The 20,787-nt window shown below is 72.2% G+C and carries 13 protein-coding genes and 1 pseudogene; 8 read left to right on the forward strand and 6 right to left on the reverse strand.

All coding sequences use genetic code 11. The annotated features are described in order from the left end of the window. Positions 1-34: 34 nt before the first annotated feature. The 3 genes from AB0D04_RS11940 (at position 35) to AB0D04_RS11950 (ending at position 5,260) form a co-directional block, all read left to right on the forward strand. Complete coding sequence (locus tag AB0D04_RS11940; protein WP_362702043.1) at positions 35-2,017, forward strand: Xaa-Pro dipeptidyl-peptidase; 1,983 nt, start codon at positions 35-37, stop codon at positions 2,015-2,017. A 124-nt stretch (positions 2,018-2,141) separates the two neighbouring features. Next, positions 2,142-3,437 (forward strand): M14 family metallocarboxypeptidase, encoded by a 1,296-nt coding sequence (locus AB0D04_RS11945; protein ID WP_362702162.1) that lies wholly within the window; start codon positions 2,142-2,144, stop codon positions 3,435-3,437. Between the two features lie 131 nt (positions 3,438-3,568). Then, positions 3,569-5,260, forward strand: coding sequence for a BCCT family transporter (locus AB0D04_RS11950; protein WP_362702044.1), 1,692 nt, complete (start codon positions 3,569-3,571; stop codon positions 5,258-5,260). 17 nt (positions 5,261-5,277) lie between these two features. Here AB0D04_RS11950 and AB0D04_RS11955 read toward each other — a convergent pair whose 3' ends face one another. Beyond that, on the reverse strand, positions 5,278-6,285 hold the full coding sequence (locus AB0D04_RS11955) for an FAD-dependent oxidoreductase (RefSeq protein WP_362702045.1): 1,008 nt from the start codon (positions 6,283-6,285) through the stop codon (positions 5,278-5,280). A gap of 163 nt (positions 6,286-6,448) precedes the next feature. On the opposite strand from AB0D04_RS11955, the gene AB0D04_RS11960 reads away from it, so the two are divergent. Then, a complete protein-coding gene (locus AB0D04_RS11960; protein ID WP_362702047.1) occupies positions 6,449-8,449 on the forward strand; it encodes an FUSC family protein in 2,001 nt (666 codons plus the stop codon). 312 nt (positions 8,450-8,761) lie between these two features. Beyond that, the gene (locus AB0D04_RS11965; protein WP_362702049.1) at positions 8,762-10,282 is read left to right on the forward strand and encodes an SDR family NAD(P)-dependent oxidoreductase; all 1,521 of its coding nucleotides are present in this window, start codon (positions 8,762-8,764) and stop codon (positions 10,280-10,282) included. Positions 10,283-10,354: 72 nt separating this feature from the next. Here AB0D04_RS11965 and AB0D04_RS11970 read toward each other — a convergent pair whose 3' ends face one another. Both AB0D04_RS11970 and AB0D04_RS11975 read right to left on the reverse strand, forming a co-directional pair. Continuing rightward, entirely contained in the window at positions 10,355-12,097 is a 1,743-nt protein-coding gene (locus AB0D04_RS11970) for an AAA family ATPase (protein ID WP_362702164.1), read from the reverse strand. A gap of 152 nt (positions 12,098-12,249) precedes the next feature. After that, positions 12,250-13,653, reverse strand: a complete 1,404-nt coding sequence (locus AB0D04_RS11975) for a hypothetical protein (protein WP_362702051.1) — start codon at positions 13,651-13,653, stop codon at positions 12,250-12,252. 83 nt (positions 13,654-13,736) lie between these two features. Between AB0D04_RS11975 and AB0D04_RS11980 the strand changes: the two genes are divergently transcribed. Next, entirely contained in the window at positions 13,737-14,498 is a 762-nt protein-coding gene (locus tag AB0D04_RS11980) for a hypothetical protein (RefSeq protein WP_362702052.1), read from the forward strand. Positions 14,499-14,507: 9 nt separating this feature from the next. Here the strand turns inward: AB0D04_RS11980 and AB0D04_RS11985 are convergent, their stop codons facing one another. Together AB0D04_RS11985 and AB0D04_RS11990 are read right to left on the reverse strand one after the other, a co-directional pair. Continuing rightward, positions 14,508-16,943 (reverse strand): Tex family protein, encoded by a 2,436-nt coding sequence (locus AB0D04_RS11985; RefSeq protein WP_362702053.1) that lies wholly within the window; start codon positions 16,941-16,943, stop codon positions 14,508-14,510. A gap of 142 nt (positions 16,944-17,085) precedes the next feature. Continuing rightward, a complete protein-coding gene (locus tag AB0D04_RS11990; protein WP_362702055.1) occupies positions 17,086-17,955 on the reverse strand; it encodes a hypothetical protein in 870 nt (289 codons plus the stop codon). A 134-nt stretch (positions 17,956-18,089) separates the two neighbouring features. Between AB0D04_RS11990 and AB0D04_RS11995 the strand changes: the two genes are divergently transcribed. Next, on the forward strand, positions 18,090-19,055 hold the full coding sequence (locus tag AB0D04_RS11995; protein WP_362702057.1) for a GlxA family transcriptional regulator: 966 nt from the start codon (positions 18,090-18,092) through the stop codon (positions 19,053-19,055). 333 nt (positions 19,056-19,388) lie between these two features. Continuing rightward, positions 19,389-19,984, forward strand: a pseudogene (locus AB0D04_RS12000) (DJ-1/PfpI family protein). A gap of 10 nt (positions 19,985-19,994) precedes the next feature. Here AB0D04_RS12000 and AB0D04_RS12005 read toward each other — a convergent pair. After that, complete coding sequence (locus AB0D04_RS12005; RefSeq protein WP_362702058.1) at positions 19,995-20,765, reverse strand: enoyl-CoA hydratase-related protein; 771 nt, start codon at positions 20,763-20,765, stop codon at positions 19,995-19,997. Positions 20,766-20,787 lie beyond the last annotated feature (22 nt).

Below are 20,787 nucleotides of genomic sequence, written 5' to 3' on the forward strand. Positions count from 1 at the left end.
CTGTACGGGAGTTGACCCGCGCTACCGTCCGCCCGTGACGATACGTGCGCGGACACCCCGCATCCTTTGGAAAGCGCTCGTGACGGCGGCCACCGTCGCCCTGTTGTCCCTGCTCATCGGACCCAACGGCGCGGCGGCAACCCCCGCCTCCGCCGCCTCCGGCGAGAGCAGACCCGTGTACTCCTACGACCACGCGATACGCGAGTCGGTCTGGGTGGACACACGGCTGGACGGCGATGCGGACGGGAAGACCGACCGGGTCGCCGTCGACATTGTGCGGCCCCGCGAACCCGCCCAGCAGGGCCGCCGGATCCCGGTGATCATGGACGCCAGTCCCTACTACTCCTGCTGCGGACGCGGTAACGAGAGCCAGAAGAAGACCTATGACGACCAGGGCCGGCCGGTCCAGTTCCCCCTTTTCTACGACAACTACTTCGTGCCGCGCGGCTATGCGACAGTCCTGGTCGACCTGGCGGGCACCAACCGCTCCGACGGCTGCATCGATATCGGCGGACGCTCCGACATCGGGTCGGCGAAGGCCGTGGTCGACTGGCTGGGCGGCCGGGGGCGCGCCTATTCCGCCCGTACGGGAGGCAGACCCGTCACCGCCGACTGGTCCAACGGCAGCACCGGCATGATCGGCAAGAGCTGGGACGCCACCATCGCCAACGGCGTCGCGGCCACCGGGGTCAAGGGCCTGAAGACCATCGTCCCGATAGCCGGCATCTCCTCCTGGTACGACTACTACTTCGCCAAGGGCGCCCCGCTCTACGACTCCGGCCCCGACGCGCTGGCGACGGCGGTCGAGAGCCCCGAGGCACAGAAACGCTGTGCCGCCGTACAGCAGAAGCTGGTCGAGGGCGCGCCACGGACCGGTGACTGGACCGGGCTGTGGACTGAGCGGGACTACGTACGCCACGCGGGCAAGGTCCGGGCCAGCGTCTTCATGGTGCACGGCATGCAGGACCTCAACGTCCGTACCCGGCACGCCGGTCGCTGGTGGGACGCGCTCGCCCGGCACGGCGTCGAGCGCAAGGTGTGGCTGTCACAGACCGGGCATGTGGACCCCTTCGACTTCCGCCGCGGAGCCTGGGTCACGACCCTTCACCGGTGGTTCGACCACTATCTGATGGGCTACGACAACGGCATCGAGCGCGAGCCGATGGCGGACATCGAGCGCGCCCCGGACACGTGGTCCACCGATGCGCAGTGGCCCGGGGCCGGTACGGCGGCCACCACCCTGCGGCCCCGCAACGGCAGCACACCGGGCGTCGGCGTCCTGGGCACCGAGCCCGCACCGCAGGGCGCGACCGCGTCCTTCACCGATGACCCGAAGCTGAGCGAGGCCGACTGGGCGGCGCATATCGACCAAGCGACGCCGGACAAGGCCGGGTTCACCACGGCACCGCTGAAGGCACCCCTGCGGCTGTCCGGCTCCGGCAAGGTCACCGTCACCGCCACCCCGAGCACCTCCACCGCCCATCTCTCCGCCGTCCTGGTGGACCTCGGCCCGGACACCATCCGCAATTACGGGGCCGAGGGCGAGGGCATCACCACCCTCACCAAGCGCACCTGCTGGGGCGCCGGCACCAAGGGCGATTCCGGCTGCTTCAAGGAGACCGCCGCCGACACCCAGAAGGTCGCGCACACCGTCTTCAGCCGCGGCTGGGCCGACCTCGGCACTTACGCGGACGAGCACAAGGGCCGCCCGCTCACCCCGGGCAAGCCGTACACGATCACGCTGGACCTGGCCGCGAGCGATCACGTCGTCCCCGCCGGCCACCGCCTGGCGCTGATCGTCGCCGGAACCGACGCGGGTCTGATCGACCCGCCGTCGTCCCGGCCGAAGCTGACCCTGGACCTGGCCCGTACCGCCGCCGAACTGCCGGTGACCGGTGGCGCCGCGGCGTTCGCCCGGGCCACGGCGGGCACCGCGCGCCAGACCGGCACGGCGGACGCGCCGCTGGACGGGATCGCCCCGCCGCGCTCGATCAGCCGCATGCCGTCCGCGGGCTGACCCGCTGAAGGGGCCGCCCCCACCCCGGGCGGCCCCTTCCCCGTATCTCCTCGACCCAAGGGAGGCACCCCTCGTGAGACCCCGCTCCCGCAGCCTCGCCCGCGGTGCGCTGGCCGTCGGTCTGATGGCCACGCTCGCCGCGACCCTGCCCGCCGCCTCCGCCGGCGCGGCCGGACCGCACCTGCCCCGTACCGGCTTCGAGACCAGCCACGGCGCCCGATGGACCACCCAGCCCGAGGAACAGGCCTTCCTCGCCGCCGTCGACCGCGCCTCGGACCGGGTACGCATCGACCGCATCGGCGTCACCGAACAGGGCCGTCCCCTCCAGCTCGTACGGATCGGTGCCCCGGCCCCCGAGCGCCCCCAGGACGTCCGCCGCGGCGCTTCCGTCCTCCTGATCTGTTCCCAGCACGGCGACGAACCCTCGGGACGCGAGGCGTGCCTCACCACCGTCCGCGACCTCGCCTACGCCCAGGACGAGCCGACCCGGCGCTTCCTCGCGCACACCAGCGTGCTGGTCGTCCCGACCGCCAACCCCGACGGCCGGGCGGCGGACACCCGCGGCAACTCCGACGGCACCGACATCAACCGCGACCACCTCGCCCTGCAGACCCCCGAGGCCCGCGCAATGGCCGCCGTGATCCGCGACTACCGCCCCGACACCCTCTACGACCTCCACGAATACGGTCCCACCGCCCCGTACTACAGCAAGGACGTGCTGTCCCTGTGGCCGCGCAACCTCAACACGGCGGATGTGGTGCACCGCGAAGCCACCGCCCTCTCCCGGGACTTCGTCGAACCCGCCGTCCAGAAGGCGGGCTTCAGCACCGGCGTCTACGGCATCTGGACCGACCCGGTGACCGGTGACCCCGTCAAGCAGGTGGCGGGCGACGGGCAGGAGCGGATTCTGCGCAACACGGCGGGAGTGAAGGGCTCGGTCGGACTGCTCGTCGAGACCCGGGTCGATGCGCTGACGGACGCCGAAAAGGCCGATCCCGCGCTCAACAACCGACGCCGTGTCGTCTCCCAACGCGCCGCACTGAAGGGGGCGTTCGCCTTCCTCGACCGTCGCCGCACACGTATCGAAGCGGCCACCACCGCTGCCCGGACCGCCGGATATGCCGACCGGGGACCGGTCTATCTCGGGGGCGCGGACAACGACCCTGCGGCGGATGACGAGGTGCTGGCCGACCCGCCGTGTGCATACCGCCTGGGTGCGGAGCAGTTCGGGCAGGTCAGGGAGGAGCTGAAGCTGCACGGCGTCCATTGGCTGCGGGACGCCGCCGGGGGCGCGGTCGTCCCGCTCCGCCAGCCGCTGCGGAAACTCGTCCCGCTGCTGTTGGACCGACAGGCCCTTTATCACCTTACGGTCGCTACGCCGGTGCGGTACTGCGCCGGTGTGGTAGGGGGTAACAGGTAAGAAAAATATGGCCGATTGAAAGGTCAACAGTGACGGACAGAGGCAACGAAAAGAAAGACGGAGGCGTTCCGCCAACGGTCGCGGAGCCGCCCGACGGCCCGCACCGGACGGCGCCCCCACAGACCGACCGCGTGGTCTTCGGTGTCACCGCCCTGCTCACCCTGGCGTTCATCGCCTGGGGAGCGTGGTCCACCGAATCGCTCAAGAACGTCTCGACGACGATGCTGCACTGGGTCATCGACAACGGAGGCTGGGCCTTTGTGCTCGCCGCCTCCGGGTTCGTGATCTTCGCGATCTGGCTGGCCGTCAGCAAGTACGGCCGGATCACGCTCGGCAAGGAGGGCGAGGAGCCCGAGTTCCGTACGGTGTCGTGGGTCGCGATGATGTTCAGCGCGGGTATGGGCATCGGCCTGATGTTCTACGGCGTCAGCGAGCCGCTGGGCCACTTCATGAAGCCGCCGCCGGGCACCGACCCCAAGGACGCCGCGCAGGCGATGGACACGGCGATGGCCACCACGCTGTTCCACTGGACACTGCACCCCTGGGCGATCTACGCGGTCGTGGGGCTGGCCATCGCGTACAGCTGCTTCCGGCGGGGGAGACGGCAGACGATCAGCGCGGTGTTCACGCCCCTCATCGGCAAGCGGCGGGCGAACGGCTGGGGCGGCCAGGTCATCGACATCCTGGCCATCTTCGCCACCCTCTTCGGCTCCGCGGCCTCACTCGGCCTCGGCGCCCTGCAGATCGGCAGCGGCATCAAGGTGCTGGGCTGGATGGACAGCGTCAGCACCACACTTCTGGTCGGCATCATCACCGTCCTGACCATCGCCTTCATCCTGTCCGCGGTCTCCGGCATCGCCAAGGGCGTCCAGATCCTGTCCAACATCAACATGGTGCTGGCGCTGATCCTGGCCGTCTTCGTCTTCGTCGTCGGACCGACCATCCTCATCCTCAACCTGCTGCCCACCTCCCTCGGTTCCTTCCTCGGCGAGCTCCCGCAGCTGGCGGGCCGTACGGAGGCGAGCAGCGGCAGCGATGTGGGCGGCTGGCTGCGCAGCTGGACCGTCTTCTACTGGGCGTGGTGGATCTCCTGGACGCCCTTCGTGGGCATGTTCATCGCCCGGATCAGCCGCGGCCGGACGATCCGTCAGTTCATCGGTGGCGTGATCCTCGTCCCCAGCGTGGTCAGCCTGGTCTGGTTCGCGGTCTTCGGCGGCACGGCCATGAAGCTGCAGCAGGACAAGCAGCTGAGCGGCTCGTCCACCCCGGAGGGCCAGCTCTTCGATGTGCTGCACCAGTACCCGGTCGCGACGCTCACCAGCCTCCTGGTGATGATCCTTGTCGGCATCTTCTTCGTCTCCGGCGCCGATGCCGCCTCCATCGTCATGGGCACCCTCTCCCAGCGGGGAACCTTCGAACCGTCCCGGTTCGTTGTGGTGTTCTGGGGGGTGGTGACCGGCGCGGTCGCCGCGGTCATGCTGCTCATCGGCGGCGGCTCGGGCGATGCCCTGACCGGACTGCAGAATCTGACGATCCTGGTCGCGGTGCCGTTCATGGTCGTGATGATCGCCATGTGCTGGGCGCTGATGCGGGACCTGCGCACCGATCCGCTGATCGTGCGCGGGCAGAAGGGCGAGGAAGCCGTCGAGATGGCCGTGATCGCGGGCCATGAGCAGTACGACGGCGACTTCGAGTTCCGGATCGGGCCGGGCAACGGCAGCGGCGAGAACGAAGCGGAGGACTCCGGGGCCACGGAGGAGGCCGCCGGTTCCAAGGCCGCCGGGTCCGGACGCGCCGGGTCCGAGGGCACCGTAACCGAGTAAGTGCGCGGAGGGCCGGGTCACCGGCCCTCCGCGGTCGCTCCATGCGGCCCGGCCGCCTCCCGGACCAGCCCGGCCACCTCGTCCGCGCACCCCCACGCCACGGTCACGCCCGCGCCGCCGTGCCCGTAGTTGTGCACGCACAGCGCTCCGCCGGGCAGCCGCTCCGCCGCCAGCCGCACCGCCGAACGGGCCGGGCGCAGCCCCACCTTGTGCGCCAGCACGCGGGCCTGCGCCAGCTCCGGGAACCGTCGGGCGCACCGCGCCACGATCGCCGCCGCCACCGCCGGGTCCGGCTCCCGCCCCCAGGCGTGCTCGCGGGCCGTACCGCCGAGGACGACGCCGTACGGCTGCGGCAGGACATAGGACGTCTCGTCGGCTCCGGGCTCTGCGGAGACGTACCACTCCTCGATGCCCGGGTTCTCCACGATCACCAACTGGCCCTGGACCGGGTGGACTTCGGGATCCGGGACCAGCTCCCTGGCCCCCAGTCCCGAGCAGTTCACGATGACGGGGGCCTCGCGTCCGGCGGCCTCCAGAGAGGCGAGGGCACGCCGTTCCGCCGTTCCGCCGGCGTCCGCCAGCCGCCGCTCCAGATACCGCAGATGGGCCGGCATGTCGACCAGCGGAGTACGGGCTCGCCATCCCGCCCGGCACCCCTCGGGGAGCTCGTCCGGGCGCGCCCGCCGCAATCCGGGTACGGCGTCGTACCAGGCGGCCAGGCCGTCGTCCCGGTCCGGGTCGGGGTCGGTCATCGTGCCCGCCACCCTCCGCGCGCCGGTCTCGGCCGGGCGCTGTGCCAGAGCTTCGAGCACCTGGAAGGACCGCAGGGACCACCGCACCGCCCGTTCGTAGGGCCGGATGCGATACGGCCAGCACAGCCCGCCGGCCACCGCCGACGTCGTCCCGGCCGACGCCTCCCGGCTCACCAGCCGAACCCGGTGCCCGGCCTCTGCCAGCGTGACGGCCGAGGTCAGCCCGATCACGCCGCCGCCGATGACCAGCACTTCACCTGCGTGGATCGTCATGGGGTGACGCTAACCGCGGCGGGCCGCGCCGGGGAGGGTGCCGTGGCGAGCGTTGCGCGGGGCGGACCCGGCTGCGTCGCCATCCTCGTGTGATCTTGGCGTAACCCTCCGGCCGTCATCCGGACAAACCCGGACCTTAGGCTGGCAGCAGCACCGTCGGCCCATGAGGAACTCCATGCCCCGCGCCCTGCGCGCCCTGCCTGCCTGGCTCGCCCACCCCTTCCGCTGGCAGCGGCTGCCCGTGCCGTGGGCCGCCGTCGCCCGCGGCGCGCTGTGCGCCGGACCGCTGCTCGGCGCGGGCATCGCCACCGGCCACACGGCGGCCGGTGTACTGGCCGGGCTCGGGTCGATGCTGGCCGGCGTCAACGACCGCCCCGGCACCCGCCGCACCGGCATCGTCCACATCGGCCTGCCCGCCCTCGCCTCGGCGCTCGGCATGCTGCTGGGCGCCACGCTCCAGGCGGCCGGCGCGGACTGGTGGATCGTTCCGGCGCTGTTCGCGGTCGGCTTTGTCTCCGGCGCGGGCAGCGTCGCCGGACCCGTACGCTCCACCGCCGGCATGCAGATGCTGGCCACCACCCTCCTCGGCGCCGGCATGCCGCTGCCCGGCGCGCCCTGGCAGAAGGCCCTCTACGTCCTCGCCGGCTGCCTGTGGCTGCTCCTGCTGCGTCTCGTACTGCGTCCGCCGCGCCCCGTGGGCGGTGCGCTCAGCGGCGAGCGCGCGGCCGTCGCCACCGTCTTCGACGCGCTCGCGGACGCCCTGGGCGCGGCGGGCGGACCCGGCGCCGAGCCCGCCCGCCGCCGTCTGACCGCAGCCCTGGACCGCGCCGACGAGGCCCTGCGCCTGCGCCGCCTGACCAGCAGACTGCTGCGCCGTCCCGCCCGTACGGACGAGCTTCTGCTCGCCGAGCGCTTCGCCGCGGCGACGGCCCTGTGCGAGGCCAGCGTGGCGCTCCTGTGGGAGGCCCGCCCGCTGCCGTCCCGTGTCGCGCAGAGCCCCCGGAAGTTCGCCGACGCCCTGCGGACCGGGCGGCCACCGGGACGGCTGTCCGCGCCGGAGTCCAGTTCGGCGGCGCGGGGCGCCTTCGACCGTGCCCTGCTGGATGCGGCGGTCGTGTTCGCCCGCACCGAGCCGGCACCGCGGGCGGCAGCGGCGATACCGGCAGGACCCGAGTGGGCGTTCCTGGCCCGCCGGGCCCTCGGCATCATCAGACGGCGGACCCGCCCCGGCCGCGGCCTCCTCGGCCCCGCCGGACGGGACTACGGTCTGCGGGTCGCCCTCTGCATTGCCGCCAGCACCGCCGTGGCCCTGCTGCTGCGCGCCGACCACTGGTACTGGCTCCCGGTGACCGCCACCTTCCTGGTCAAACCGGACCTGGGCCCGCTCTTCTCCCGTACGGTCAACCGCTTCGCCGGCACCGTCGCGGGCGTCCTGGTGTTCGCCGGGGCGGGGCTGCTGCTGACGGGCACGGGGCCGTGGTGGCCCGCCCTGGTGGCCGGTGCGGGCGGTGCGCTCCTGCCGTTCGCCACCCGCCACTTCGCGCTGCAGACCGTCGCGATCACCCTCATGGTGCTGTCCTTCGTCCACGTCGGCGGAGATCCTCAGGCCGCCCCCGAGCGGATCGTCGACACCTCCATCGCCTGCGGCATCGTCCTCGTCGTCGGCCATCTGCCCCGGCTCGCCGACCCCCGCCGCCGGGTCGGCCAGCGCGTCACCGCGGCGCTGCGCGCCACCGAGCGCTTCCTGCGGCACGTCCTGGAATCCGCACCCGGACAGGACCCCACCGAGCGGCTGGCGCTGCGCCGCGCCGCCTACCGGGCGCTGGCCGAGGCCCGCACGACGGCCGAGACCGCCGCCGCCGAACTCCGCACCGCCCGCGACCGCACCCCCGACTGGCTGACCGCCGTCACCGCCGCCGAGCGCATCGTGGATGCCGCCACCGCCTGCGCCGTACGCCTCGACCACGGCGCGCGCCGTCCCGGCCCCGAAGAGGCCGAGCGGCTGTGCCAGGCGCTGGCCGCGATGGCCGACGCCTTCGAGGACCCGCGCCGCGGGGACACCGGCACACCCGCTCCCGAGCTACGGGCCGACCCGGACTGCGCCACCCTCACGGACGTCGCCACCGAACTGGAGCGTCTGCGGGGGTACGCGGGGACGGCGTAGCGCCGTGAGGCGCGGAGCAGCCGGCGGCGCGCAGGGCCACTCCTCTCGCGCAGGGCCACTCCTCTCGCGCAGGGCCACTCCTCTCGCGCAGGGCCACTCCTACGGCGCCCGATTCCGCTGTCCCGGACGCCACGCCGCTCTGCTCGCCGGCCGCGTTCAGCCGACCGGAAACGCCGTGGCTCTGCCTGTCTGTGTTCCTGCCTGCCGCCGCTCGCTCGGTCACCGGCGCCGTGACGGTGCCGAGGCCCGCTCCGGCAGGTCGCATAGGGTGATCGTTGGTCAAGAAACGACAGCGCGTCACGGGGATGGGTCATGCGGACCGAGGTGGATACAGGGCACGCGGGCGGGACGGCTGAGGACGGCGAGGTGACCGAGCGTGGCGTGGTCGCCGAGCACACGGCGCTCACCGAGCACGCCGCGGTCACCGACGACGAACTCGCCGCCCTCGAAGGGACGCTCGCCCGGTTGCGGGCGCTGCCCCTCGACGACCCCCGGCGCGTGCGGGCGGAGCGGGCCGCCGGGACGCTCGTACGCGACAGCCGGATGATCCGGCGGAAGGAACGCAAGCGGGAGCAGGCCGCGGCCGACGCGGCCGTGCTGGCCGCGACCGCCACCGGGTCGCCGGAGCGGCACGAGGACACCGTCCTGGACCAACAGGCCGGTAAAAGCGGGGAGTTGAGCCGTCCGCGCCGCTGCTATGTCTGCAAAACGCTCTACCGGCGGACCGACTCCTTCTACCACCTGCTCTGTCCCCCCTGCGCCACCGACAACGCGGCGCGCCGCGCGCTCCGTACGGATCTGACCGGGCGCCGAGTGCTGCTCACCGGCGGCCGCGTCAAGATCGGGTTCCAACTGGCGCTGATGATGCTGCGCGATGGCGCCGAACTGCTGGTCACCAGCCGCTTTCCGCGGGACACCCGGCGCCGGTTCGCGGCCGCGCCGGGCAGCGCGGACTGGCTCGGCCGGCTCACCGTCATCGGCATCGACCTGCGCGACCCCCGCCAGGTGCTCGGACTGTGCCAGGCGCTGCGGGAGGAGGGCCGCCCGCTGGACATCCTCGTCAACAATGCGGCACAGACCATCCGCCGGCCGCCCGCCTCGTATGCGCTGCTCGCGGCGGGGGAACGGGGCGAACTCCCGGACGGCGTACGCCTCGCGCCCGGCTTCCGTACCGACCTTGCCCTGGTGGAGCGGCCGCACGCCGGTGCGCTGGGGCTCGTGCCGCCGACTGCGCCCGCGCCCGCCCTCGAGAACGAGACCGCAGCTGTACCCGTACCCGTACCCGCCGCGACGCCCGGCCCGGCGGCGGAGCTCGCCGCCGACGAGGCCGGACTGCTGCCCGACGCCTCGCCCGCCAATTCCTGGACGGCCCGCCTCGGGGACCTCGACCCCGCCGAGCTGCTGGAGACCCAGCTCGTCAACGCCCTTGCACCCACCCTCCTCTGCGATCGGCTGCTGCCCCTGCTGCTCGCCTCGCCGCACCCCCGCCGCTATGTGGTCAATGTGAGCGCCGTCGAGGGGCGCTTCGCGGTCCGCAAAAAGAGCACCAAGCACCCGCACACCAATATGGCCAAGGCCGCCCTGAACATGCTCACCCGCACCAGCGGCCCCGAACTGGCCGCCCAGGGCGTCCATATGTGCAGCGTCGACACCGGCTGGATCACCGACGAGAACCCGCTGCCGACGAAGGAACGCAGCGCCGCGGCCGGCTTCCGTACGCCCCTGGACATCGTCGACGGCGCGGCCCGCGTCTACGACCCGATAGTGCGTGGCGAGGCGGGCGACCCGGTCTCCGGCGTCTTCCTCAAGGACTACCAAGAGGCCGACTGGTGACACAGGAGGCCAATGGGTGACCCGGGAAGCCGACCGGGGTCGGCGGCGCGGGCGCCCGTCGGCCGCCCCGCCTCACTGCCGGGGTATGCGCGCGAACGTCTCGATCCAGAACCGCTGCGCCTTGCTCGACGCACCGACCAGATACGTGGAACGCAGCTTCGGCGGCAGCAGAGGCACCAGCCGGACCACCGCATCCTGATGCGTCCGTAGCTGCGACAACTCGGCGTTGGCCAGAATCTGGTGGACCTGGTCGCTGTCGTTGGAGCCCTCGCTCGACGAGGCCGCCGCCGTGCGCAGCCGCTCCTCCCAGGCGTCGATGTCGTCGGCCAGCTCCCGCAGCCCGGTGACCGGGCGTTCGCTGAGCCGGTCGATGAGGGCGGTCAACGGCACCGGCGCATACTCGCCGTCGCCCAGGTACACCATGCCCATCTCCAGCGGCAGCCCCCGCTGATGGAGTTTGATCAGCCGCTCGAGGGTGCGCTTGGTGATCCAGGCCCGGCCGTCCTCGTCGATGTCGTGCTTCCACCACTCCAGGACCGTCTCGGCGACCGCGCCGTACTTCGCGATCAGCCACTCATTGGCCGGGATGTCGCCGGGCTCGACCGTCAGCGAGGCGGTGAAACGGGTCGCCTGGGCGATGTTGTTCCGGGCGACCAGCAGCTTGCGGCCGAGGTGGTACGGCGGGTTCTGTACGGCGATCTGGGCCCGCAGATTCTCGATCCGCCGCCCCGCCAGGGACCACTCCTGGGTGATCTCCATCAGCTTCGCGAACGCCGCCTTGTCCTTGGGCCGGTTGTACTCGTCCCAGACGATCACCTTCGGCTCCGGCCCCAGGAACGGCCCGGCCAGGAGGTTGTCCAGCGAACCGTCGGCGGTCGGAATCGGTGCGCAGAGATCCTCGACATTGGTCACCGGCATGGAGAAGTACAGCGGCTCACGGCCCCCCAGCCCCTCCCGCACCGTCTCGCGCACCAGCTCCGTCTTGCCGCACCCGGGCGGCCCCTGGAGCAGCACCGACCAGCGGTTGCGCAGCGCCGCACGGACGACCGAGCGGACCGGATCGGGAATCGTGGCGGGATTGGCCGCGCCGATCGCCGCGGCGATCCCGTCCAGGACCTCGGCCGTACGGTCCTTGCCGGGTTTGCCGTCGCTGCGCTGCTCACGCAGCCGCAGCCGCTCGCCGTTGACCAGCGGCAGCCCCCAGCGCAGCGGGAAGCCCTCGCGGGCGTTGGCCAGGATGTGGTCGATGGTGCGGGGCGAGAGCAGCTCGCGCAGCCCCGGACCGAGGGCCGCCCAGGTGGTGAACACCTCGCGCAGATTCCACTCCGGGTACTTCGCGGCCAGCTCGTACCGCCAGGCCGTGTCCTGGGCGGTGATACGGATCGTCACCATCCGGTCCAGTACGGCCAGATCGCTGCGCCGGGCCGCGGTCTCCGCCAGCGACTCGTTGTCCGTGAGGAAGACACCGATACAGCCGAGCGCCCGCAGGTCGTACTCGCCCAGCGTCCAGTTGCAGGCGATCTGCATCAGCTGCGACTGGATCGTCGCCCCGGCCTGCAGCGAGTCGTCGATCAGCAGCACAAACGGCTTTCCGGGACGCAGCTGGCTCATCACCAGCTGCCGCAGCACCAGCTCACCCGTCCTGGCGTCGCGCACCGGAGCGTTGGCGAGCAGATCGTCGGGCGTGAGATTGGCGGCCGGCACAAAGACCAGCTCGGCATCCGGGTACGCCTTGGGCAGATGGGAGAAGAAGGTGGCGGTCTTGCCGATGCCGTGCTCGCCGAAGACCTGCCCGGTCTGGCCCATGTCGATCATCGCGTCGATGAACGACTCCAGCCGGGACACCCCCTTCCAGCCCTCAGGCGCCTCCGGGTAGGTGGCGCTGGCCCGCCAGACCGGCTTCTTGCCCTGCCCGGCCGGGGACGCCGTCGGCGGCGTCGTCGTCGGCCTGGTCGGCATAGTGGTGCTCATCGGTCTCCTGTCGTCACCCGGTGGCAGGCCATCTGCGGGGTGTGGTGGTCGGGCCAGTCGTCGCCGCCCTCGGTGATCAGCCAGATCCATTTGTCCGGCTCGGCGGGGGTGATGTGCGGTGCGTAGCCGTCGGTGAGCATCACGACGGCGTCCGGTATCCCGTCGAAGGGCATGCCCTCGATCGTCGTACGGCCCTCGACGTAATCGGCCACCACCTGAAAGCTTGTGCCTCCGCCGCCGTACACCGGCTCCCCGGGCCGGAAAGGCATCACCACGCCGTCGAACGACAGCCAGTGCGCCGCCACTCCGTCGATCTCGCCGACCAGCTTCGTCAGCCAGGACACCACGCCGTCGGGCATCGACCCCGAGGTGTCGTACGCGATCGCCAGCACCTTGTCGCGCTCGGGTCCGCGCCGGGACAGCACCGGGTCATGGCCCAGCGCGGCCAGCAGGGCGCCGCGCTTCTTCGGGTAGACCAGCCGCTCGCCCTCCCGCAGCTTCGAAGCAAGCACGTCGACGAGCCAGCGCTGCCACCAGTCGACCTTCCCGGTCCGCGCCGTCCCGCCGCGCAGCGCCCCGGCACCCAGCCGCCCCCACACCTTGCTCGCATGCTCCGACGTGCCGTCCGTACGGTCCATCAGATCGAGCAACTCCCGCTCCGCACCCGGGTGTCCGCGGCGCGCGGCCAGCAGGGTGTTGAGCAGCGCGGAGGAGACGGTCTCGTCGACGGTCTCCTGGTCCGCCCCCCTCGCGGAGTCGTCCAGATGCACACACGTCACCGTCGGTACGGGCGGCCGCTTCATCCGCTTCAGCTCGCGGAAGACGTTCATGTCCGTTTCGACGAAGTCGCCGTAGGCGAGAGGGTCGAGACCCTGGTCCGTCAGATCGGCGACGTAGTCCCGGTGGACCTCGCGAGGGTCCACGCCCACGGGACTGCCGTCGAGCAGCGGGAGCTCCGTACGGCCCAGCCGCACCAGCGCGACATGGTTGATGGAGACCTCGGCGGCCATCGTGAAGACCGGGTCGTCGCGCAGCTCCGGATCGGCGAACAGATGCCGGTGCACCAGATGGCGCGCCTCGTGGAAGAGGACGAACTTCACGCCCTCCAAGTCGAGTCGGACGAAGAAGTCCGGGTTGTAGAGCAGCGGACAGGTGCCGTCCCCGGAGGACACCACGGCGGCGGTCGGCACGGCCGTCGTCGGGATCTGGTGAGGGCACTTCGCATAGATCCACGACGCGACCACGGAATTCGTCAGCCCGAAATCCAGCAGCGCGGCCTCCTTCAGCCGCCGCGCCTCCTCCACCACCGCCGGCTCCGCCGGCCGCCAGCGCTCCAGCGCCCGCCGGTCGGTCAGATCGACCAGCGGCCGGTGCCCCACCGTTTTCGTGTCGTACGTCATGCGCCACCACCCCCGTTCTCAGCTGCTTCTATTCGTATCAGCAGGCACTGACAACGGATCTTCGCCGGGGCTACCGTGAGCGGATGACGTACCGACTCAACGCCGTCATAGGGGACTTCGACCGCTTGCGGAGCTGGGCCGGCACAGTGCCGAGGGCGGTGGTCGCCCCCCTCTCGCAGCGCATGGGGCTGATGCCGCTCACCAAGGCGCTCCTGCACGAGCTGCCGCAGACCCTGGGCGAGTTGTCGCGGTGCGGGCCGATCGCGCATGTGGAAGCGGACTTCTGGGGTGGCGACGGCGAGCAGACCGCTTCGCTGTGGCGGGACGGCGAGCGCGTGTGGGGGCCGGAGCACACCTCGGCCTTCACCGGACCCCGGCAGAACTGGCCGATCAACGCGGCGCTCGCCCGGCTGGGAGCGGCTCCGGCCGGCCCCGATGCGCCGGACCACCAGGACCTGTTCCTGGAAGTGGGCCTCGGCCGGGGCCGTGACGAGGAGGACTGGCGAGGGGCCGCCCTGGAGGCGCACGACGCGGCGAACTACGACGAGTGGTACGCGAACGTGACGGCCGAGCGCGAGCGGACAGCGAGTGCGGCCGCCGAGCGCGCGAAGTACGAGCGGCTGCCCCACGTCCCGGTGGCCTTGAACGGCAGGGACATCATGGCGCTGCTCGGCATGCCGCGGGGCCGGATGGTCGGAGCGGCCATGCGGCATCTGCAGGAGCTGCATCTCCAACGCGGCCCGCTGTCACAGGAGGCCGCCGAGGCCGGGCTGCGGGCGTGGGCCGAAGACCTGCCCGGCCGACCGGACCGGGCGGACGAGGGCCCCGCCCCCGCCCGCCCGTAGGACCAGCGGCTACCGCCGCCCGCCGCCGTCCTTGCCCAGCAGGCCGGCCCGCCGCAGCGCATCCGCCATCGCGTCATTGGCCGGCGCGGCATCGCGGGCGCCCCGGCGGTCCCCGCCGCGCCCCGCTCCGCCGCCCTGGCGCGGCCGCGGCGCCCCGCCCCGGCCGCCCTCGCGCGGTCCGCCGCTGCGGCGCTCACCGCCACCACGCCGCTCGCCGCCGCCCGCCGGAACGCCCTTGCCGGGCTCGTCGTCCAGCCGCAGCGTCAGCGAGATCCGCTTCCGCGGAATGTCGACCTCCAGCACCTTGACCCGCACGATGTCGCCCGGCTTCACCACATCCCGCGGGTCCTTGACGAAGTTCTTCGACATCGCCGACACATGCACCAGACCGTCCTGGTGCACACCCACGTCCACGAACGCCCCGAAGGCGGCGACATTGGTCACCACGCCCTCCAGGAGCATCCCCGGCTGCAGATCACCGATCTTCTCCACGCCCTCCTTGAAGGTCGCCGTCTTGAAGACCGGACGCGGGTCGCGGCCCGGCTTCTCCAGCTCCTGGAGGATGTCGTTGACGGTCGGCAGACCGAAGGCGTCATCGACGAAGTCCGCGGCCTTCAGCGTGCGCAGCACCGCCGAGTTGCCGATCAGCGAGCCGACCTCGCCGCCCGCCGACGCGACCATCCGGCGCACCACCGGATACGCCTCCGGGTGCACGCTGGACCCGTCCAGCGGGTCGTCGCCGCCCCGGATCCGCAGGAAGCCCGCGCACTGCTCGTACGCCTTCGGGCCGAGCCGCGCCACGTCCTTGAGGGCCTTACGGGAGCGGAACGGGCCGTTGCTGTCCCGGTGCGTGACGATGTTCTCGGCGAGGCCGGAACCGATGCCCGACACCCGCGAAAGCAGCGGCGCGGACGCGGTGTTGACGTCCACCCCGACGCCGTTCACACAGTCCTCGACCACCGCGTCCAGCGAGCGCGACAGCTTCACCTCGGACAGATCGTGCTGGTACTGGCCGACGCCGATCGACTTGGGATCGATCTTGACCAGTTCGGCCAGCGGGTCCTGGAGGCGCCGGGCGATGGACACCGCGCCGCGCAGCGACACATCCATGTCGGGCAGTTCCTGGGAGGCGAACGCGGAAGCGGAGTACACCGAGGCGCCCGCCTCGGACACCATCACCTTCGTCAGCTTCAGCTCCGGCTGCGCGGCGATCAGATCGGCCGCCAGCTTGTCGGTCTCGCGCGAGGCGGTGCCGTTGCCGATCGCGATCAGTTCGACCTTGTGCTCGCGCGCCAGCTTCGCCAGCGTGGCCAGCGAGGCATCCCACTTCTGCTGCGGGACATGCGGGTAGATGGTCTCGGTGGCGGCCACCTTGCCGGTCGCATCCACGACGGCGACCTTCACCCCCGTACGGAAACCGGGGTCCAGGCCCATCGTGGCGCGCGTCCCGGCGGGCGCCGCCAGCAGCAGATCGCGCAGGTTGGACGCGAAGACCCGCACCGCCTCGTCCTCGGCGGCCTGCCGCAGCCGCAGCCGCAGATCGATCCCGAGGTGCACCTGGACGCGGGTACGCCACGCCCAACGGACCGTGTCCTGCAGCCACTTGTCGGCCGGTCGGCCACGATCGGCGATGCCGAAGCGGTGCGCGATGGACCGCTCGTAGGAGCTCGGACCCTCGGTCGCCGACGACGGGGCCTCCGGCTCCAGCGCGAGCTCGAGGATCTCCTCCTTCTCACCGCGGAACATCGCCAGCACCCGGTGCGACGGCAGCTCCGTGAACGGCTCGGCGAAGTCGAAGTAGTCCGCGAACTTCGCGCCCGCCTCCTCCTTGCCCTCGCGCACCTTCGCCGCGACCTGCCCGCGCGACCACATCCGCTCGCGCAGCTCGCCGATCAGATCCGCGTCCTCGCCGAACCGCTCGGTCAGGATGGCCCGCGCGCCCTCCAGGGCGGCGGCCGCATCGGTCACACCCTTGTCCGCGTCCACGAACGCCGCGGCCGCCGCGGCCGGCTCCACCGACGGGTCGCCCAGCAGCCCGTCGGCCAGCGGCTCCAGCCCCGCCTCCCGCGCGATCTGTGCCTTGGTGCGCCGTTTGGGCTTGTACGGGAGGTAGATGTCCTCCAGGCGCGCCTTGGACTCGGCGCCCCGGATCTGCGCCTCCAGGGCGGCGTCCAATTTGCCCTGGGTCCGTACGGATTCCAGGATCGAGGTCCGGCGTTCCTCCAGCTCCCGCAGATACCGCAGCCGCTCCTCGAGCGTGCGCAGCTGCGCATCGTCGAGCATCTCGGTGGCTTCCTTGCGGTAGCGCGCGATGAACGGGACGGTCGAACCACCGTCGAGCAGTTCGACCGCGGCCTTGACCTGCCGCTCCTTGACGCCGAGCTCCTCGGCGATCCTCGCTTCGAGGGACCCGAGAGACCCAGTGGACACAGTGGATGCCGTCACGTTGATCCTGCCCCGCCTTCCAGCGCTTGCCTGAGCCTGCATTGTGCCGGGTGGCGGGCCGGACTGTCGCACCGCCCGGCCGAGCGCGCCGGGGTGTGAGAAGGCGCACGCACACCCCGGCGGCCTGGCACCGGGCGTTGCCCTACTTGCCGAACATCTCCGCAGGGAAGGCCCCGGCGTTCATCGCCGCGCCGGCGAAACCGGTCGCCAGCTCGGTGAGCCGGGCCACGCCCTCGGCGCCCAGATGCTCGTACGGGGCCCGGTCCAGCCGGTCGGTCCGGCGTTCCAGGTCCTTGCGCAGCTGCGTGCCCGCCTCGGTCAACTCACCCTCGGCGTCCAGGAGCCCGCGGGTCCGCAGCCGCTCCTGCGCGGCCTGCCAGTCGTCCTCCGACCAGCCGCGGGTCGCCATCACGCCCCGGTAGCTCATCCCGCGGCCGCTGGCGGTGTGGGTGACCAGCGCCTCCAGGCCGTCCAGTTCGGCGTCCAGCAGCGCCATCAGATGGCCGTCGCCGCGGTGTTCGCGCAGCAGCGTCGCGGCGTGCCAGTAGGCCAGGTGGGGGGCGTCCGGTACGGGCAGGTCGGCGTGCGCGGCGTACAGCGGGCGGGCCTGGCGGGCGCAGCCCTCGGTGGCGCGCAGCGCCAGCCGGGCCGCCTCCGCCATCTCGGGGGATGCGAGGGCCTCGGCCCCGAGCAGCCGGTGCAGTGTGGCGTCGACCGCGGCCAGCCGGGCCTCCAGTACGGCCTCCGGCGTGGTGACCGACCAGACGTGCGGCACGTGCTGCGCGATGAGCTCGTGGTTGAAGTTGTAGAAGGTGGCCGTGATGGTGCCGGGGCCCACCGCGCCCATGGCGGCGCCCCGTGCGGCGAAGTAGGCGGCCCGGCGGTTCTCGAGGCCGGTCTTCGCGAGTTCGGCGGAGAACTCCGGCGCGAAGTAGTGCGTCGAGTGGAAGGGGTTGACGACGTGGTGACACTGGCGTCCGGCGTTGTCGGGCAGTGCGCTCGTAGAGGTCATGGCGGCAGGTTACCGACCGCTCGGTATGGGAGGTTCTTGCGGGTCCGTCTCCCCGCCCCCGGCCCGCAGCGGGTGGCAGAAATGGTGGGAAACTCGTCATTGCCGCCATCGCCGCCCCGCTCCAGGATGGAGGCATGGAACAGCGCGATGTGCTGGTTGTCCTCTTCGACGGCCTGCAGAGTCTTGACGTCAGCGGGCCGGTCGAGGTCCTCAGCGGCGCCAATGTCCGTACCCCGGGCGCCTACCGGATCCGTACGGCAAGCCTGGACGGCGGCCCGGTCCGCACCTCCAGCGGGCTGACGCTCACCCCGGACCTCGCGCTCGCCGACGCCGGGCCGCCGCACACCCTCCTGGTGCCGGGCGGAGCCGGCACCAGGAACCCCGACCCCGCGCTGATCGACTGGCTGCGGACGCAGGCGCCCCGCGCCCGGCGGAAGGTCTCGGTGTGCAGCGGAGCGCTGCTGTTCGCCGAGGCCGGCCTCCTGGACGGGCGCCGCGCGACCACCCACTGGGCGCTGTGCGACACCCTGGCGCGACGGTTCCCCGCCGTCCGCGTCGAACCGGAGCCGATCTACGTACGGGACAGCGACTTCGTCACCTCCGCGGGCGTCACGGCCGGTATCGACCTGGCGCTGGGCCTGGTGGAGGAGGACCTCGGCCGCGACCTCGCGCTGGCCATCGCCCGCCACCTGGTCGTCTTCCTGCGCCGACCCGGCAACCAGACCCAGTTCAGCGCCCAGCTCGCCGTCCAGACGGCGGAGCGGCGCCCGCTGCGCGACGTCCAGCAGTGGATCACCGAGAACCCGGCGTCGGATCTGTCCGTCGACGCCCTCGCGGCCCGCGCCGGACTCTCGCCGCGGCACTTCGCCCGCGCGTTCCGCGACGAGGTCGGGATGACGCCGGGACGCTATGTGGACCGTACGCGCCTGGAGGCCGCCCGCCGACGCCTCGAGGACACCGCCGACGGCATCGAGGAGGTCTCCCGCCACTGCGGCTACGGCACCCCCGAGGCGATGCGCCGCGCCTTCATACGGGTACTGGGCGCCGCCCCGGCCGAATACCGCCGCCGCTTCCGGCCGGCCCCTGCACCGGTGAGCTGACCGGGCTGTCCCTATCGGGCCGGTACCCCTACGGCGCGGTCGAACAGATCCCGTAGGGGAGGCGAGCGCCCCCTTCGGGGCCACAACGCGGTGCGGACCGGGCGGTATTCCCGTGGCGCGCAGCGTGATTTCCCCAACCGGGGCCCCGTCAGAGCCCGCGCCAGGGCCCACCCGGTCCCCGACCGGGAGTCACCCGGTCCCCCACCGCAGCTCGCCCGATCCCCCACCGCGGCCCACCCGACCCCCACCGCGGCCCACCCGACCCCCACCGCGGCCCACCCGGCCCCCACCCGACCGACCCCATTCACCACCACCATCAACAGGAGTCCTCACATGCAGATCGCCATCCTCCTCTACGACCGCTTCACCGCCCTGGACGCCATCGGCCCCTACGAGACCCTCAGCCGCCTCCCGGGAGCGGAGGTGGTGTACGTCGGCGAGCGCGCCGGCACCTACCGCAACGAGGTCGGCTCGCTGGGGCTGGTCGCCGACGCCGCGCTGAGCGAGGTCACCGCGCCGGACATCCTCGTCGTACCCGGTGGCCCGGGTCAGATCGCGCACATGGACAACGGCGCGCTGCACGAGTGGATCCGCGCCGTCGATGCCCACACCACCTGGACGACCTCGGTGTGCACCGGCTCGCACTGGACCAGCTGCCACAGCTCGGCGCCGAGCCGACCGGCCGGCGGGTGGTCTTCGACGGCAAGTACGTCACGGCGGCCGGCGTCTCGGCCGGCATCGACATGGGACTGACCCTGGCGGGCCGGATCGCCGGGGACACCATGGCCCAGACGATCCAGCTCGGCATCGAGTACGACCCGCAGCCGCCCTACGACGCGGGCGCCCCGGACAAGGCATCGGCCGAGGTCACCGCGCTGCTGCGGGAGCACAGCCGGTTCATCCTGATGGGGGAGAAGACGGGCGCGTAGGACCTGGGCGTCAGCCAGCGGGCCAGGTGAAGCGCGGCGCCCGGCGCTCCAGGAAGGCGGCGGCACCCTCCACGGTGTCGCCGCTCTCGCGCGCCTGCGCGGCCCAGTGCGCGCCCCGTTCCTCGGCCTCGGCAGGCAGGACGTCCCACGTCCCGTCGGCCAGTTCCTTGGCCGCGGTCTGCGTCAGCAGCGACCGCCCGGCCAGCACCGCGGTGAAGTCCGCAACCCGCTTGTCCAGCTCGCCCTCGGGCAGCACCTCGTCCACCAGCCCGGTACGCAGCGCCCGCGCACAGTCGATCAACTCCCCTGAAAAGAGCAGGTACTTGGCGGCGGCGGGCCCGACCAGCCGCACCAGCCGCCGGGTGGCGGACGCCGGATAGACGACCCCCAGCTTCGCCGGTGTCACCCCGAACAGCGTGCCCTCCTCCGCGAACCGCAGATCGCACGCGGCCGCCAGCTGACAGCCGCCCCCCACGCAATACCCGCGTATCGCCGCCAGCGTCGGCCCGGGGAACGCCGCCAGCGCCTCCTCCGCCGCCACCGCCAGCCCCTGGGACTCCCCCGACGGCTCCCGCAGCGACCCGATGTCCGCCCCGGCGCAGAACGTCCCGCCCTCGCCCGTCAGCACCAGCTGCCGTACGGCACGGTCACCCGCCAGCCGCTCCAGCAGCGGCGGCAGATCCCGCCACATCTGCACGGTCATCGCATTGCGCTTGCCGGTGTTGCTGATGGTGACGGTCGCCGTGCCGTCGCTGACATGCGTCTTCAGAGCCGGTTCCATGCCCCGGATATTAGAGCGACCG

Source organism: Streptomyces sp. NPDC048483 (genome assembly GCF_040651455.1).
Taxonomy (GTDB): Bacteria; Actinomycetota; Actinomycetes; order Streptomycetales; family Streptomycetaceae; genus Streptomyces.